Here is a 13595-nt window from a genome sequence, read left to right as displayed (position 1 = left end):
TCGACGGTTCTGCCCAATTCAAACTGCTCCTTCCATGATCGTTCTCGGCGTCGAATCCTCCTGCGATGAAACCGGCTTTGCTCTGTATGACACCGAGCGCGGCCTGCTGTCCCACGCCCTGCACTCGCAGGTCGCCATGCACGAGGAGTATGGCGGCGTGGTGCCCGAACTCGCTTCGCGCGACCACATCCGGCGCGCCATTCCGCTGCTGGACGAAGTCCTGAAGCGCGCCGACCTGCCGGCCTCGAACATCGACGCCATCGCCTACACGCAAGGCCCGGGCCTGGCCGGCGCGCTGCTGGTCGGCTCCTCGGTCGCCTGCAGCCTGGCGCTGGCGCTCGATAAACCCGTGCTCGGCGTGCACCACCTCGAAGGCCACCTGCTGTCGCCGCTGCTCGCTTCCGAGCGTCCGGAATTCCCCTTCCTCGCCCTGCTGGTCTCGGGCGGGCATACCCAGCTGATGCGGGTCGACGGCGTCGGCAGCTATACGCTGCTGGGCGAGACCCTGGACGACGCGGCCGGCGAAGCCTTCGACAAATCGGCCAAGCTGCTGGGCCTGGGCTACCCGGGCGGACCGGCGATTTCCCGCCTGGCGGAGTTCGGCGATCCGACCGTCTATTCCTTGCCGCGTCCTATGCTTCATAGCAAGGATTTCAACTTCAGTTTCTCGGGCCTGAAGACGGCGGTGCTCACCGTGGTCAAGAACCACGAAGAAAAAGTCGTTGCCAATATCTGCGAGCAGGACAAGGCGAACATCGCGCGCGGCTTCGTCGATGCGATCGTCGACGTGCTCACCGCGAAATGCGTCAATGCGATGAAGCACACGGGCCTGACGCGACTCGTGATCGCGGGCGGTGTCGGCGCCAACAAGCAATTGCGTGAATCGCTCAACGCGGCGGCCGCCAAACGCAAGTTCAAGGTCTATTATCCTGAGCTGGAATTCTGCACCGATAACGGTGCCATGATCGCCTTCGCCGGCGCCATGCGCCTCGAGCGCAACCCGGCGCTGGCCCAGCGCGACTATGCCTTCACGGTGCGCCCGCGCTGGCCGCTGGACGAGCTCGAAGCTGCATAAAAAACAAGGAAAGTGCTCGAATTCGGCGTTGAACTTGCCAGCCTGACATCGATCCTACCGTGTGACCGTTGCTCGCCAAACGGTGGCAATATCCGTCGATCAAGATTTACGGAGGTGAACAATGCGCGTAGTAAGCTGGAATATTCGCTGGGGCTGCGGCAAGGACGGTCGAATTCGCATCCATGCGATCATCGACGTGCTGCGCCGGCTGAACCCCGATGTGATCTGCCTGCAGGAGGTGGCCGCCAACCACCCAGAGCTCGAGGGCAGCGCCAGCGCCAACCAGTTCAAGCAGCTCAGCGGCGCATTCGGCGGCTACCACGCGATGGAGCACGCCCCGAGTGAAATCTACAAGAACAACGTTCCGCGCCTGTTCGGCAACCTGATCCTCTCGAAATACCGTATCTCGCAGGTGCACCGCCACCTGTTGCCCTGGCCGGCCGATCCGGAGCACCCCGCCGGCATGCCGCGTGGCCTGCTCGAAACCGTGGTCGATGCCCCGACCGGCAAGCTGCGGCTCCTGACCACCCACCTGGAATACTATTCGCCGCCGCAGCGCATGGCGCAAGTGGCGCGCATCCGCGAGCTGCACGCCGAAGCCTGCGCACGCTCGCGCCTGTTCCAGCCCGATCCGAACCTCGATGCGCCGTTCCAGCTGGGCTTCCGGCCCGGTTCGGCGATTCTTTGCGGCGATTTCAATTTCGCGCCCGATGCGCCGGACTACCAGGCGCTGCTGGCGGCGCCGGAATCCGGCGCGCTGCCGCTGGTGGACGCCTGGCGCGCGGTGCACGGCGACATGGCGCGCGCACCGACCACCGGGCTGCACGGTTTCCCGTGGCCCGAGCGGCCTGAGTGCTACGACTATTTCTTCGTGACCGACGACCTGGCCTCGCGACTGACGGCAATCGACGTGCAGTCGGAGACGGCGGCGTCGGATCATCAGCCGGTGGTGCTGGAACTCACGTAGGGTTGGCGTCCGGCTCGAGCCCCGGAATCTCGCGCAGCGCCCGCTCGAACACTTCCGGCGGCTGGCCGCCGGAAATCAGATGGCGCTGGTTGATGATGATCGCCGGCACCGACTTGACGCCGGCGCGCTGGAAGAATTGCTCGCGCGTGCGCACGTCGCTGGCATACTCGTCGGACTTCAGGATATGCTCCGCCGTTTCACGGTCCAGGCCGACGCTTTCGGCCGTGCGCAGCAGCACATCGTGGTTGCTCGGGTCTTCGCAGCGGGTGAAATAGGCTTCCAGCAGCGCGGTCTTCAGTTGGCGCTGCTTGCCCTCGTCCTCGGCCCAGGCCAGCAGGCGGTGGGCGTCGAAGGTGTTGTAGATGCGGCCGCGCCGCTCCATGTCGAAGGTAAAACCGACGGCGGCGCCGCGTTCGCGGATCGTCTCGCGGGTGGCGGCCTGCTGCTCGGCCGTGGCGCCATATTTCTGCGTCACGTGCTCGACGATGTCCTGGCCGTCCGGGCCCATGTCGGGGTTCAGCTCGAAGGGCTGGAAATGCAGGTCGACGCGCACCTCGTCGCCGACCTTCAACAGCGCCTGTTCCAGCGATTTCAGGCCGATCGCGCACCATGGGCACGAGACGTCCGACACAAAATCGATCCTGAGTTGCTTGCTCACGGCTTACCACCTTTCTGTCCGGCGCGGCACGGATGCGCCGCTGTTCGAGACGAATGGTAACGCCTGCCAGAAAATCCGGCGCGCGCCGGCGTTATTTTGCCTTCCTGGCGCCGGCCGACTTGCTGCCGATCTTCGATTCCTTGCCGGCGATCAGGTTGCCGATATTGCTGCTGTGACGCCACAGCAGCAGCGCGCTCATCACGAACACGGCGAACAGGATCGCATCGACGCCGAACAGCAGGCCGTAGTAGAACGGCGCGAAGATCGAAGCGACCAGGGCCGCCAGCGAGGAGTAGCGGAAGGCATAGGCGACGATCAGCCAGGTGGCCAGGGTCGCCAGGCCGAGCCATGGATTGATGCCGAGCAGGACGCCCAGCGCGGTGGCCACGCCCTTGCCGCCCACGAAACGGAAGAACACCGGCCACAGGTGGCCGATGAAGACGGCGATCGCGACCAGGGCGATGCCGGTGTCATCCAGGCCGAACTCGGCGCCGAACTGTACCGCCAGCCACACCGCCAGCCAGCCCTTGGCGGCGTCGCCGACCAGGGTGGCGATCGCGGCCTTCTTGCTGCCGCTGCGCAGCACATTGGTCGCGCCGGGGTTCTTGGAGCCATAGGTGCGCGGGTCGGACAGGCCGAAGACGCGGCTCATCACGACGGCGAAGGAAATCGAGCCGAGCAAATAGGCGGCAATGGTGGCAATCAGGGTGTTCATCTGGTCTCTCAGTGGGCTCCGGCTGGTGTCGTTACCGGAAATCGGTCGGGAATATACACCATCGGATCGCGAAGGATAAAGTTACTCGGCCAGGGCGCATTGCACGGGGCGCGCCTTCAGCACGTCGACCAGCACGGTCGGATCGATGCCGACCAGGTAGCCGCGGCGGCCGCCATTGATGTAGATCTTGTCCAGCGCCAGGATGCTTTCCTCGACGTAGACCGGCATCGCCTTGCGGATGCCGAAGGGAGAAGTGCCGCCAACCAGATACCCCGAGTGGCGCTGGGCGACGTCCGGCCTGCACGGCTCGACCGACTTGCAGGGGATGGCGCGCGCCAGGTTCTTGGTCGACACCTTGCAGTCGCCATGCATCAGCACGATGAGCGGCCTGGCGGCTTCGTCCTGCATCACCAGGGTCTTGACCACGTCGTGTTCGGGCACGCCGAGCGCGCTCGACGAGACTGCCGTGCCGCCATGTTCTTCGTACTCATAAGGATGTTCGGAAAATGCGACGGCATGCTTGCGCAGGAATTGGGTGGCGGGTGTCTCTGAGACGTGCTCTTTCTTGGCCATGCGTGTTACGCTAAAGACGAACAATAGGGGTTTCTATTATGCAGGAAGAACTTCGGTTTGCCACCTTCAACACTTTCAACCTGGCCCCGCCCGGCGCCCGCCTATACGACAATCTCGCGCCCACCACGGCCGCGGAGTACGAGGCCAAGCTCGACTGGACTGCGCACCAGCTCGACCTGATCAATGCCGACGTGATCGGCTTCCAGGAAATCTTCTCGCAGGGCGTGCTGAAGGAAGTGCTGCGGCGCAGCCGGCGCTACCGCGACGCCGACCACATCGGCTTCGACCCCGACCCGGCCGCCCCGCGCCTGACCCCGAGCGTGGCCCTGGTCTCGCGCCTGCCGCTGGCCGAGCCCGGGTCACAGCTGCCCCTGTTCCCGGCCAACGTCGCGATGCCGCCCGGCAGCCGCGATCCGGACCGGTTCACCCGCGCGCCGCTGCATGCGGGCGTGATCGCGGCGCCGGGGGTGGTGATCGACGTGATCGTGGTCCATCTCAAGTCGCGCCGGCCCGACTACCGTTCGGGCGACACCGGCGCCGACCCGCACCTGTATGCGCTGGCCTGCCTGCGCTCGCTGGTCCGGCGCGGCACCGAAGCCACCGCGCTGCGCGTGCTCCTGACCGACATGGCCCACGCCCACCGCCGGCCGCGCATCGTGCTGGGCGATTTCAACGACGTGGCCGATTCGGTGACCACCGAGATCGTGCTGGGCGAAGGCACGCCGGTCGGCGAGCGCATGTTCGACGCCAGCCAGGTGCAGCGCCGGCTCGACCACCAGCGCCACGTCGGCTTCTCGATCCTGCACGACACGCGCCACTCGACCATTGACCACATCCTGGTGTCGCCGGAATTCAATCCGGCGCTGCCGGGGGCGATCGGGGAGGTGGTGGACGTGGTGTACCTGAACGATCACCTCAATCTCGGCTTGCCCGAGGCATCGGATCATGGGCAGGTGCTGGCCAGGATACGGTTGTTCGGGCAACGTGATTGACGTGACCGCAATGGCCCGATAACCGTATCAGCCAGGATGCGGCGACAGGTCGGGCTTCGCCATGGCCGCACCGGCATAGAAACCCTGGTAATCGTCGCAGCCATGTCGGCGCAAAAAATCCAGCTGCTCGGCCGTCTCCACGCCCTCTCCCACCACCCGCAAGCCCAGGCTGCGCGCCACCGCGATGATGGCCGGCACCATGGCCGCATCGACCGGGTCATGCCCGACGTCGCCCACATAGCTGCGGTCGATCTTGAGCTTGGTGAGCGGCAAGCGGCGCAGCGCCTCCAGGCTCGACAGGCCGGTGCCGAAGCGGTCGATGCTCAGCTGCACGCCACGGGCGCGCAGCGCCATCGCCGTCTCGAAAGCCGGTTCGCCGCGCACCAGCGCATCCTCGTCGATCTCGAGTTCGAGCGCTCCCGGCGCCAGGCCGGCGCCCTGCAAGGCGGCATCGATTGCCGGCAGCAGTCCCGCGTGCGCGAGCTGGGCGGCGGACAGGTTGACCGCGACCGCGACCGGAAACCCCGCATCGCGCCAGGCGCGCGCCTGGCGGCAGGCTTCCATCAGTACCCACTCGCCGATCGGGACGATCAGGCCGGATTCTTCGGCCTCCGGCAGGAAGTGCCGCGGCAGCAGCAGGCCGCGCTCGGGATGGCGCCAGCGCAGCAAGGCCTCGACCGTGCCGACGCGGCCGCTCGCGACCTCGACTTCGGGCTGGTATTCGAGCACGAACTCCTGGTTCTCGATCGCCTGGTGCAGCCGGTTCTCGAGCTCGACCCGCTCGATCACATGCGCGTTCATGGCCGGATCGAAGAAGCGGAAGGTGTCGCGTCCATCCTGCTTGGCGTGGTACATCGCGACGTCGGCGTGGTGCAGCAGGGCCTCGACATCAATGCCGTCGTCGGGGCACAGGGCGATGCCGATCGAGACCGACAGCGCCACCTGCTGCCCGCCCACGTCGATGGGACGCGCCACCGCATGGGTGACGGCGCCGGCCACGTGCGCGGCCTGGTCGGCGCCCTTGATGTCGGCCAGCAGCACCACGAATTCGTCGCCGCCCAGGCGGCTGATGGTGTCGACCCGGCGCACGCAGGCGCGCAGGCGCGCGGCCACCTCGCGCAGCACGGCGTCGCCGGCCTGGTGGCCGTGGGTGTCGTTGATCGCCTTGAACTTGTCAAGGTCGAGGAACATCACGGCGCAGCAGTCGCGCTGGCGGCGCCAGGTGGCCAGCGCCTGGTGCAGGCGGTCGAGGAACAGGATGCGGTTGGGCAGCCCGGTCAGGGCGTCGTGCTCGGCCTGGTGACGCACCTGCTCCTCGATCCGCTTGCGCTCGCTGATGTCGGTCAACATCGCCATATAGCTGGACACGTCGCCGTGGGCGTCGCGGATCGCCGTCAATGCCACCCGCACCGGATAGCGCTCGCCATTGCTGCGCACGCTCGCCAGTTCGCCTTCCCAGTGGTCCTGGCCGTCGAGTTCGGACCAGATGCGCTCGTAGAAGCCGTCGGCGGCATCCCAGCCCAGGCTGGCCAGCGACTGGCCGAGGATGTGCTCGGGCGCGTGGCCGGTGATGCTGGTGAAGGCGCCGTTGACGGCGCGCACTCGGTAGTCGGCATCCATCATGATGATGGCGTCGCGCGCGTTCTGGAACACCTGGGCCGCCCGCGCCAGGTTGCTCTCGGCCTCTTTGCGCGCCGTGATGTCGACTTCCATGCAAAAGATTTCTTGCGTCGCGCTGTCGTGCCTGACCGGGTAGTGGCAGGAATAGACCCAGTGGCGCCGGCCGGTGCGCGATTGCACCTGCCAGTCGCGCGCCGGCGGCGCGTGACCGCTGCGCCAGATCGCGGCGATCGCGTCCTCGAACTCGGCCTGGTGGTCGAGATGGAACACCAGCTCGCGGAAAGGCATGCCAACCGCCTCGCCCGACGGGATGCCGTACAGTTCTTCGCTGGCGCGGTTCCAGAAGCGGATGATGCCGGCCTGGTCCATCGAATGCACGGCGACCGCCGGCGCCAGCTCGAGCGCCGTGACGAAATGGTGGAGCCAGCCGAAGGCTTCGGGCCCCACCTCGGCGCGCGCCGGAAAGTCGCTTGCGGGAATGGCCTTCTCTTCCCCGGCAAGCGGAGGATCGGATAAAGGCGCGGATGACGGCGCAGATAAAGGCGCGGATGACGGCGCAGATAAAGGCGCGGATGACGGCGCAGATAAAGGCGCGGATGACGGCGCAGCCGTCGGCGCGGATGTGGGCGCCGCTGGCTTTGGCGGTGGTTCGTTCAAAGCAACGGCCTTTCGCTATGGAAACAACAATACGCAGGCAGACAACACCGACATTGTTATACCGTGGCGGGCCATGCCGTTTGCGAGCTCGCAAACGGCGGGCGGCATGCACTCTGTCGCGCCATACCGCCATTCACACCGGCCAACTGACAGCTTGTCGCATTCAGATGGCTCAGACCGTTGTGGATGTTTATAGTTCCATCATGCGCCAGGGGCTCCATCGACCGCGACGGAGCACGCGCGCAATCCTCTTGACGGGCCGGCCGCTCAGGCGAGGCTCGGCGGCGCCGCGGCGGAGGTATGTTCTTCGCCCGGCGCAGCGCCCTCTGCTTCGCCGTCCGCATCGCCGTCCGCAGCGCCATCGGGCTGCACCGCCCCGGCGCCATCGGCCGGCGCGTTCTTCGCTTCCAGCTTGCGCTTGGCCTTTTCCTCGGCCTTGCGCTTCTTTTCGAGTTCCCGTTGACGCTTTTCGTATGAAAAATTGTTCCGTGCCATAGTCACCTCGACGTGTTGAATTCAAGGAAATGCTGCATCTGCACAGCCATTATGGACTACTCCGCGTTTCGCGACTTACGCTATCCACGTGGATGATGCTGTGCGTGCAGCCGCTTCAGGCGCTCGCGCGCCACATGGGTGTAGATCTGGGTCGTCGAAATGTCGGCGTGGCCCAGCAGTAACTGCACCACGCGCAAGTCGGCCCCGTGGTTCAGCAAATGGGTGGCGAAGGCGTGGCGCAGCGTGTGCGGCGACAGCGGACCGGTGACGCCGGCCTTCGACGCGTGTTTCTTGACCAGGATCCAGAACATCTGGCGCGTCATCGGGCCGCCGCGGCCCGTGACGAACAGGGCGTCGTCGACCTGGCCGTTCAGGATGATGCCGCGCGCTTCCTTCAGGTAGCGTTCGAGCCAGCGCCGCGCTTCTTCGCCGAACGGCACCAGGCGCGTCTTGCTGCCCTTGCCGGTCACGCGCAGCACGCCATCGTTCAGGCTCACTTCGACCAGTTTCAGGGCCACCAGTTCCGATACCCGCAAGCCGCTGGCATACATCAGCTCCAGCATCGTGCGTTCGCGCAAACCCAACGGCGTCGAAGTATCGGGGGCGGCCAGCAAGGCCTCGACCTGGTCCTCGGTCAGTGTATGCACGAAGCGGGTCGGCTGGCGCGCCGACGGCATCTTGAGGCAGGGATCGGTCGCGATCTGTCCACGGCGGAGCAGCAGGCCATAGAAGCGCTTGAACACCGACAGCCGGCGGTTGGCCGTGCTCGGCCGCGACTCGGGATGCCGGTCGGCGAAATAGGCGGCCAGGTCTTCCGGCCCCACGGCCAGCAGGCCGCGGCCGGGGCGCCTGGCGTCCAGCCAGCCGGCGAACAGGCGCAGGTCGCGCCGGTAGGCGTCGAGCGAGTTCTTCGCCAGGCCCTGTTCCAGCCAGAGCGTGTCGCAGAACTCGTCGATCAGGGCCAGATCGACTGCTGCTGCCATGGAGCGGCGGTCGCGCCTTCGTGCCGCAGCAGCCAGCGCTTGACCGAAAGATGAAAACCGTTCTCGTCGTTCTGGTTCGAGAAGCCGCCCAGGCCGCCGGATGCCGTCACCCGGTGGCATGGCTGGATCAACGGGAACGGATTGGCGCCGCAAGCCTGGCCCACGGCGCGTGGATGCGAGCCGATCACCTTGGCCAGGTGGCCATAGGTGCGCACGGCGCCGCGCGGGATGGCGCTGATTTCTTGCCACACCTTGCGCTGGAACTCGGTGCCGACCGCCACCAAGGGCAGGTCGAAGGTGAAATCGGGGTCGGCCAGGTAGCGTGCGAGCTGCTCGGCGCTCCGCTGGGCAATGGCGCTGTCGCCGCTTTTTTCTTCGAACGACGGCGGCAGGTAGACCACTTCGCGCAGCTTGTCGTCGGCGGTGCGGATGCCCAGCGCGCCGAAAGGAGCGGGCACGATGGCATTGAAAATCTGGCTGGCAGGATTGGTCTTCATGATGGGTCTACTGAGCAATGTGTTGCCCAGGCATCTTAACCGGGCGGCGCACACCCGGCCAGCGATTGGCGTGTTGGGCGAAAAAAAAGCGCACCCTCGGGTGCGCTCCAATTCGGGTCACGTTTCCGGTCGCGTGGTCATTGCCAGCGACTTCTGTCAAACGTGGTGTCTCCTCGAATGTCTCCGGTATGGATTACCGTGCTTTTATCAATGCTCCCCCAAAAACCTTGCATGCCGCTACTGTTGCTTGTTCTTGGCACTGCTGCGCACCATGACAGTGCGAATGAGCCCCATCATAACGCAAGTTCTTATAGAAAATGTATCTTTTAGGCCACAAATTTGGAAAATTATTTTACTTATAAACAAAACGCCATTGCCCATATGCTGTAGGCGCATGTCCGTGTGTGCCATCCAAAAGCCTGATCCCTGCCCCCCGTCACCGCCCAACTTCACGCAAGATGGCACGCACGGTTTCCTTGCCGATCCGGCTCTCCATCTGTCCGTATACCGGCTGCATGGCACGCCGCCACTCGGCCTGCTGGGCCGGTGTGAGCGTGTGGATCGTCGTGGTGCCGGCCTGGCGGATGGCTTCCATGGCGTCGTCGTTGGCGCGCTGGGCGATCTTTTTCTCGTATACCGTGGCTTCGCGCATCGCGCGCGCCAGGGTGTTGCGGGTGGCTGCCGGCAAGCCATCCCAGAATTTTTTGTTAACGATCACCGCGTAACCCAGATAGCCATGGTTGGACACCGTCAGGTGGCTTTGCGTCTCGTGCATGCGCTGGGTGTACATATTCGACGGCGTGTTCTCGGTACCCTCCACCACGCCATCACGCAGGGCGGGTGCGGCCTCGGAAAAAGCCAGCGTCATCGGCTGGGCGCCCAGCGCACGCATCTGCGCATCCAATACCTTGGACGCCTGAATACGCATGCGCAATCCCTCGAAATCCTTGAGCGAGGTCAACGGTTGGTTGGCCGACATGATCTTGAAGCCGTTATCCCAGAACGCCAGTCCGGTGATGCCCTTGGACTCGAGCTTGCGCAGCAGGTCGCGCCCTATCCTTCCCTCGGTCACCTTGTACAGCGCCGCCTTGTCCGGGAAAATATATGGCAGGTCGAACGCCTCGAACTCCCGCACGCCCAGCGGCGAGAACTTGGCCAGCGACGGCGCCAGCATCTGCACCGCGCCCAGTTGCAGGGCCTCGAGTTCCTCGCGGTCCTTGTAGAGCTGGCTGTTGGGATACACTTCCACCCTGACCTGGCCGCCTGTCATTTGCTCGGCCAACTCCTTGAAACGCTCGGCGGCCCGGCCCTTCGGCGTGTCGGGCGCCACCACGTGGCTGAACTTGATGACGATCGGTCCCTGCGCCAGGGCGTCGACACTCGCGGCGGCCAGCGCGAACAGCGCTGTGACGACCAGGGTCTTGATCTGCATGACGGTCTGATTCTTTCTAATAGACGCTAAAACCTTGGAAAGCATCGAGGCGCTTCCCTTACACTGGCGGATGCACTGCCGCACGCAAGTCTGTGCCGCACCGTGGTCGACCGCCATCGTGGACTTCCACAACAGCCGGACAGTTTAACCAATACAGGACTCATGCATGAAAATTCCGTTCGCCCAGCCCATATCGGAACCGCGCGCGCGCATCCGCGCCTGGCGGTTCTGGCGCTGGCTGGTGCCGATGCTGCTGGTGCTGCTGTTCCTTGCGGTGCTGATCTGGCTGCCCTGGCAGGCGCGCCAGATGGAAAGCACCGAGCGCCAAGAGCAATTGATTGCGGACACGCTGTGGGTCGAGCAGACCCTGCGCTTCGAACTGGCGCGCAGCGAGGACGCCCTCAGCGCCCTCGGCGCCGACCTGGTGGTGGCGCCGCTGCCGCCGGAGAAATTGCAGGCGCGTTTCCGCCAGATGTTCGTCAACGGCCCAGAGCTGGTGCGCGTGGTGTGGAGCGACGCTTCCGGCGCGGTGCTGGACAGCCATGGCGCCGACCTGCCCGCCGCCGGCCTGCCCGAGACCACGGCGCTGGCCGGAGAAATGGCGCGCTCGATCCGGCGCGGCCGCTACAGCGAACCGTATGGCGCCACGCCCTCCACCCATGGCCTGATCGACTTCTACCTGCCACTGTTTCGCAATGGCCAGTTCGTGGGCAGCCTGGTCGCGACCTACAGCCTGCAGGTGCTGCTCGACGAAACCGTGCCCTGGTGGTTCGCCCAGGACAATGCCCTGGCCCTGGTGGACCGCGACGAACAGACGGTGGCGCGGCGCGCCGCCGGCGGTCCGGGGCGCGGCGTCTACACCCACCAGCGCGAGCTCGACCTGCCCGGCGCCCAGCTGGTGCTGTCGACCAATAGCGTCAAGCGCGCGCCGCAGCTGCTGCCAAACCTGCTGGTGGGCTCGGTGATCGTGCTGGCCCTGGGCCTGTTGGCCAGCCTGGCCGCGCTGTGGCGCCACATCTCGCGCACGCTGGCGGCCGAAAGCGCGCTGCGCCAGCAGATGGCGTTTCGCACGGCGATGGAAAACTCGCTGCTCACCGGATTGCGCGCGCGCGACCTGAAGGGCCGCGTCACCTATGTCAACCGCGCCTTCTGCCAGATCGTCGGCCATCCGCCGGAAGAACTGGTCGGCAAGAAGCCGCCGATGGCGTATTGGGCGCCGGAAGCGACCGCCGAATACGAGGAACGCTTCCAGGGCATCCTGTCGGGCAAGGTCACGCCGCAATTCGAGACCGTGTTCCAGCGTCCGGACGGGACCCGGGTGCCGGTGCTGGTGTTCGAGGCGCCGCTGGTGGACGTCGACGGCCGCCATACCGGCTGGATGAGCTCGGTGCTCGACATCACCGACCGCAAGCGGGTGGAAGAGCTCAACCGCCAGCAGGAAGAAAAGCTGCAGGCCAGCGCGCGCCTGGCCACCATGGGCGAGTTGTCGTCGATGCTGGCGCACGAGCTGAACCAGCCGCTGGCGGCGATTTCCAGCTACACGGTGGGCGCCCTGAACATGCTCGAGCGCGCCGCCGGCACCGGCGACGACCTCAAGCCGGGCATGCTGCGCCACGCACTGGAACAGGCGCGCCAGCAAGCCCAGCGCGCCGGCCAGATCATCCGCAGCGTGCACGAGTTCGTCAAGAAGCGCGAACCGCTGCGCCAGGAGGTGACGATCCGCAGCATCATTTCCAACGTGCACGCCCTGATCGAGCTGCAGGCGCGCCAGGCCGGCGTGGCGCTGCGCGTGCAATTGCCGCCCGGCTTGCCGCCGGTGCTGGCCGACCGCGTGATGCTGGAGCAAGTGCTGCTCAACCTCACCCGCAATGCGATCCAGGCCATGCAGGACACGGCGCCGGACCAGCGCGTGCTGCGGATCGAGGCGACGCATACGGACGGGCAGGTGGCGGTGGCGGTGATCGACCGCGGCCACGGCATCGCCCCTGAAGTAGCAGAGCGGCTGTTTTCTCCGTTCTACTCGACCCGGGCCGAGGGCATGGGGATGGGCTTGTCGATCTGCCGCACCGCGATCGAGTTCCATGGCGGCACCCTGAGCCATGCGCCGCATCCGGCCGGGGGCACCGTGTTCACATTTTCGTTGCCGGCCCAAGCGGCCAGCCGGGCGCTGGGCTAAAATCCGGTCTGCGGCGCGTCGGTGTTCACCCGATGCGCCATCTTTACTAGAAAAGCAACGAGGCGGGAAGCCTATCCCGCCACTACGGAGACCTGCATGCTGCACATCGTCGACGACGAAGAAGTCATTCGCGATTCGCTCGCCTGGCTGGCGCAATCGCGCGGCCTGCCAGCGCGCGGTTACGCGGGCGGCCAGGAATTCCTCGACGCCCTGCAAGACCTCGACGTCAGCGGCGACTGCGTCCTGCTCGACGTGCGCATGCCCGGCATGAACGGCATCGCCGTGTTCGACGACCTGATCAAGCGCGGCCTGCTGCCGCGCCTGCCCGTGATCTTTCTCACCGGCCACGGCGACGTGCCGATGGCGGTCGACTCGCTCAAGCGCGGCGCTTTCGATTTCTTCGAGAAACCTTTCAACGACAACCAGCTGATGGACCGGGTCGAGGAAGCCCTCGCCGCCTCGCGCAAGGCCGCCGCCTCGGCCGGCGTGCAGGCCCGCCTGGCCACCCTGTCGGCGCGCGAACGCGAAGTGCTCGACCTGATCCTGGCCGGCATGATGAACAAGGTGGTGGCCGATAAACTGGGCATCAGCATGCGCACGGTCGAAGTGCATCGGGCCCATATCTTCGACAAGATGCAGGTCAAGACGGCTGTCGAACTGGCCGGGCTGTTGAAATAAATCGGCCGCGCATTCGCGCGGCCTCTCCCTTTTTGCCGACCTTGTCGCGAGTCAAGCGTTCCAACCTCTCAATGGAA

Annotated in this window: 14 protein-coding genes; 6 read left to right on the top strand and 8 right to left on the bottom strand. The window is 65.7% G+C overall.

Features of this window, described 5'->3' with window-relative positions; translation table 11 throughout:
- Window positions 1–34 precede the first annotated feature (34 nt).
- On the top strand, window positions 35–1075 hold the full coding sequence (tsaD, locus tag DIR46_RS17550) for a tRNA (adenosine(37)-N6)-threonylcarbamoyltransferase complex transferase subunit TsaD (RefSeq protein ID WP_109346384.1): 1041 nt from the start codon (window positions 35–37) through the stop codon (window positions 1073–1075).
- A gap of 121 nt (window positions 1076–1196) precedes the next feature.
- Window positions 1197–2042, top strand: a complete 846-nt coding sequence (locus tag DIR46_RS17545; protein ID WP_109346383.1) for an endonuclease/exonuclease/phosphatase family protein — start codon at window positions 1197–1199, stop codon at window positions 2040–2042.
- On the opposite strand, the gene DIR46_RS17540 is transcribed toward DIR46_RS17545, so the two are convergent.
- The 3 genes from DIR46_RS17540 to DIR46_RS17530 all read right to left on the bottom strand — a co-directional run bounded on the left by DIR46_RS17540 (window position 2035) and on the right by DIR46_RS17530 (window position 3988).
- Complete coding sequence (locus DIR46_RS17540) at window positions 2035–2700, bottom strand: DsbA family oxidoreductase (RefSeq protein ID WP_109346382.1); 666 nt, start codon at window positions 2698–2700, stop codon at window positions 2035–2037. The genes DIR46_RS17545 and DIR46_RS17540 overlap by 8 nt on opposite strands.
- Before the next feature lie 91 nt (window positions 2701–2791).
- Complete coding sequence (gene plsY, locus DIR46_RS17535; protein WP_109346381.1) at window positions 2792–3415, bottom strand: glycerol-3-phosphate 1-O-acyltransferase PlsY; 624 nt, start codon at window positions 3413–3415, stop codon at window positions 2792–2794.
- 81 nt (window positions 3416–3496) lie between these two features.
- Window positions 3497–3988 (bottom strand): aminoacyl-tRNA deacylase, encoded by a 492-nt coding sequence (locus DIR46_RS17530; RefSeq protein ID WP_109346380.1) that lies wholly within the window; start codon window positions 3986–3988, stop codon window positions 3497–3499.
- A 38-nt stretch (window positions 3989–4026) separates the two neighbouring features.
- Between DIR46_RS17530 and DIR46_RS17525 the strand changes: the two genes are divergently transcribed.
- Entirely contained in the window at window positions 4027–4980 is a 954-nt protein-coding gene (locus DIR46_RS17525) for an endonuclease/exonuclease/phosphatase family protein (protein WP_109346379.1), read from the top strand.
- A gap of 27 nt (window positions 4981–5007) precedes the next feature.
- On the opposite strand, the gene DIR46_RS17520 is transcribed toward DIR46_RS17525, so the two are convergent.
- Window positions 5008–7047, bottom strand: a complete 2040-nt coding sequence (locus DIR46_RS17520) for a putative bifunctional diguanylate cyclase/phosphodiesterase (RefSeq protein WP_229446287.1) — start codon at window positions 7045–7047, stop codon at window positions 5008–5010.
- A 31-nt stretch (window positions 7048–7078) separates the two neighbouring features.
- Here DIR46_RS17520 and DIR46_RS26965 point away from each other — a divergent pair, with 31 nt between their 5' ends.
- Window positions 7079–7453 (top strand): hypothetical protein, encoded by a 375-nt coding sequence (locus tag DIR46_RS26965; RefSeq protein WP_205288995.1) that lies wholly within the window; start codon window positions 7079–7081, stop codon window positions 7451–7453.
- A gap of 71 nt (window positions 7454–7524) precedes the next feature.
- Here the strand turns inward: DIR46_RS26965 and DIR46_RS17510 are convergent, their stop codons facing one another.
- The 4 genes from DIR46_RS17510 to DIR46_RS17495 all read right to left on the bottom strand — a co-directional run bounded on the left by DIR46_RS17510 (window position 7525) and on the right by DIR46_RS17495 (window position 10664).
- Window positions 7525–7752 (bottom strand): hypothetical protein, encoded by a 228-nt coding sequence (locus tag DIR46_RS17510; RefSeq protein ID WP_109346378.1) that lies wholly within the window; start codon window positions 7750–7752, stop codon window positions 7525–7527.
- Between the two features lie 80 nt (window positions 7753–7832).
- Entirely contained in the window at window positions 7833–8735 is a 903-nt protein-coding gene (xerD, locus tag DIR46_RS17505; protein WP_109346377.1) for a site-specific tyrosine recombinase XerD, read from the bottom strand.
- Window positions 8708–9232 (bottom strand): methylated-DNA--[protein]-cysteine S-methyltransferase, encoded by a 525-nt coding sequence (locus tag DIR46_RS17500; protein WP_109346376.1) that lies wholly within the window; start codon window positions 9230–9232, stop codon window positions 8708–8710. Before DIR46_RS17500 ends, xerD begins: the two co-directional genes overlap by 28 nt.
- Before the next feature lie 436 nt (window positions 9233–9668).
- Window positions 9669–10664 carry a TRAP transporter substrate-binding protein gene (locus DIR46_RS17495; RefSeq protein WP_109346375.1) on the bottom strand — a complete coding sequence of 332 codons (996 nt, stop codon included), beginning with the start codon at window positions 10662–10664 and terminating at the stop codon, window positions 9669–9671.
- A gap of 166 nt (window positions 10665–10830) precedes the next feature.
- On the opposite strand from DIR46_RS17495, the gene DIR46_RS17490 reads away from it, so the two are divergent.
- Together DIR46_RS17490 and DIR46_RS17485 are read left to right on the top strand one after the other, a co-directional pair.
- Window positions 10831–12840 carry a two-component system sensor histidine kinase NtrB gene (locus DIR46_RS17490; protein ID WP_109346374.1) on the top strand — a complete coding sequence of 670 codons (2010 nt, stop codon included), beginning with the start codon at window positions 10831–10833 and terminating at the stop codon, window positions 12838–12840.
- A 96-nt stretch (window positions 12841–12936) separates the two neighbouring features.
- Entirely contained in the window at window positions 12937–13518 is a 582-nt protein-coding gene (locus tag DIR46_RS17485) for a response regulator transcription factor (protein ID WP_109346373.1), read from the top strand.
- Window positions 13519–13595: the final 77 nt, after the last annotated feature.

It is taken from the genome of Massilia oculi (assembly GCF_003143515.1).
Classification (GTDB): Bacteria; Pseudomonadota; Gammaproteobacteria; order Burkholderiales; family Burkholderiaceae_D; genus Telluria; species Telluria oculi.
This window is presented reverse-complemented; position numbering and strand designations above follow the sequence as displayed.

Coding starts and splice junctions, on each gene's coding strand:
- DIR46_RS17495 (WP_109346375.1), bottom strand. CDS start 10,664: ATGCAGATCAAGACCCTGGTCGTCACAGCGCTGTTCGCGCTGGCCGCC.
- DIR46_RS17525 (WP_109346379.1), top strand. CDS start 4,027: ATGCAGGAAGAACTTCGGTTTGCCACCTTCAACACTTTCAACCTGGCC.
- tsaD (WP_109346384.1), top strand. CDS start 35: ATGATCGTTCTCGGCGTCGAATCCTCCTGCGATGAAACCGGCTTTGCT.
- DIR46_RS17530 (WP_109346380.1), bottom strand. CDS start 3,988: ATGGCCAAGAAAGAGCACGTCTCAGAGACACCCGCCACCCAATTCCTG.
- DIR46_RS17485 (WP_109346373.1), top strand. CDS start 12,937: ATGCTGCACATCGTCGACGACGAAGAAGTCATTCGCGATTCGCTCGCC.
- xerD (WP_109346377.1), bottom strand. CDS start 8,735: ATGGCAGCAGCAGTCGATCTGGCCCTGATCGACGAGTTCTGCGACACG.
- DIR46_RS17500 (WP_109346376.1), bottom strand. CDS start 9,232: ATGAAGACCAATCCTGCCAGCCAGATTTTCAATGCCATCGTGCCCGCT.
- DIR46_RS17490 (WP_109346374.1), top strand. CDS start 10,831: ATGAAAATTCCGTTCGCCCAGCCCATATCGGAACCGCGCGCGCGCATC.
- DIR46_RS17545 (WP_109346383.1), top strand. CDS start 1,197: ATGCGCGTAGTAAGCTGGAATATTCGCTGGGGCTGCGGCAAGGACGGT.
- DIR46_RS26965 (WP_205288995.1), top strand. CDS start 7,079: ATGGCCTTCTCTTCCCCGGCAAGCGGAGGATCGGATAAAGGCGCGGAT.
- DIR46_RS17510 (WP_109346378.1), bottom strand. CDS start 7,752: ATGGCACGGAACAATTTTTCATACGAAAAGCGTCAACGGGAACTCGAA.
- plsY (WP_109346381.1), bottom strand. CDS start 3,415: ATGAACACCCTGATTGCCACCATTGCCGCCTATTTGCTCGGCTCGATT.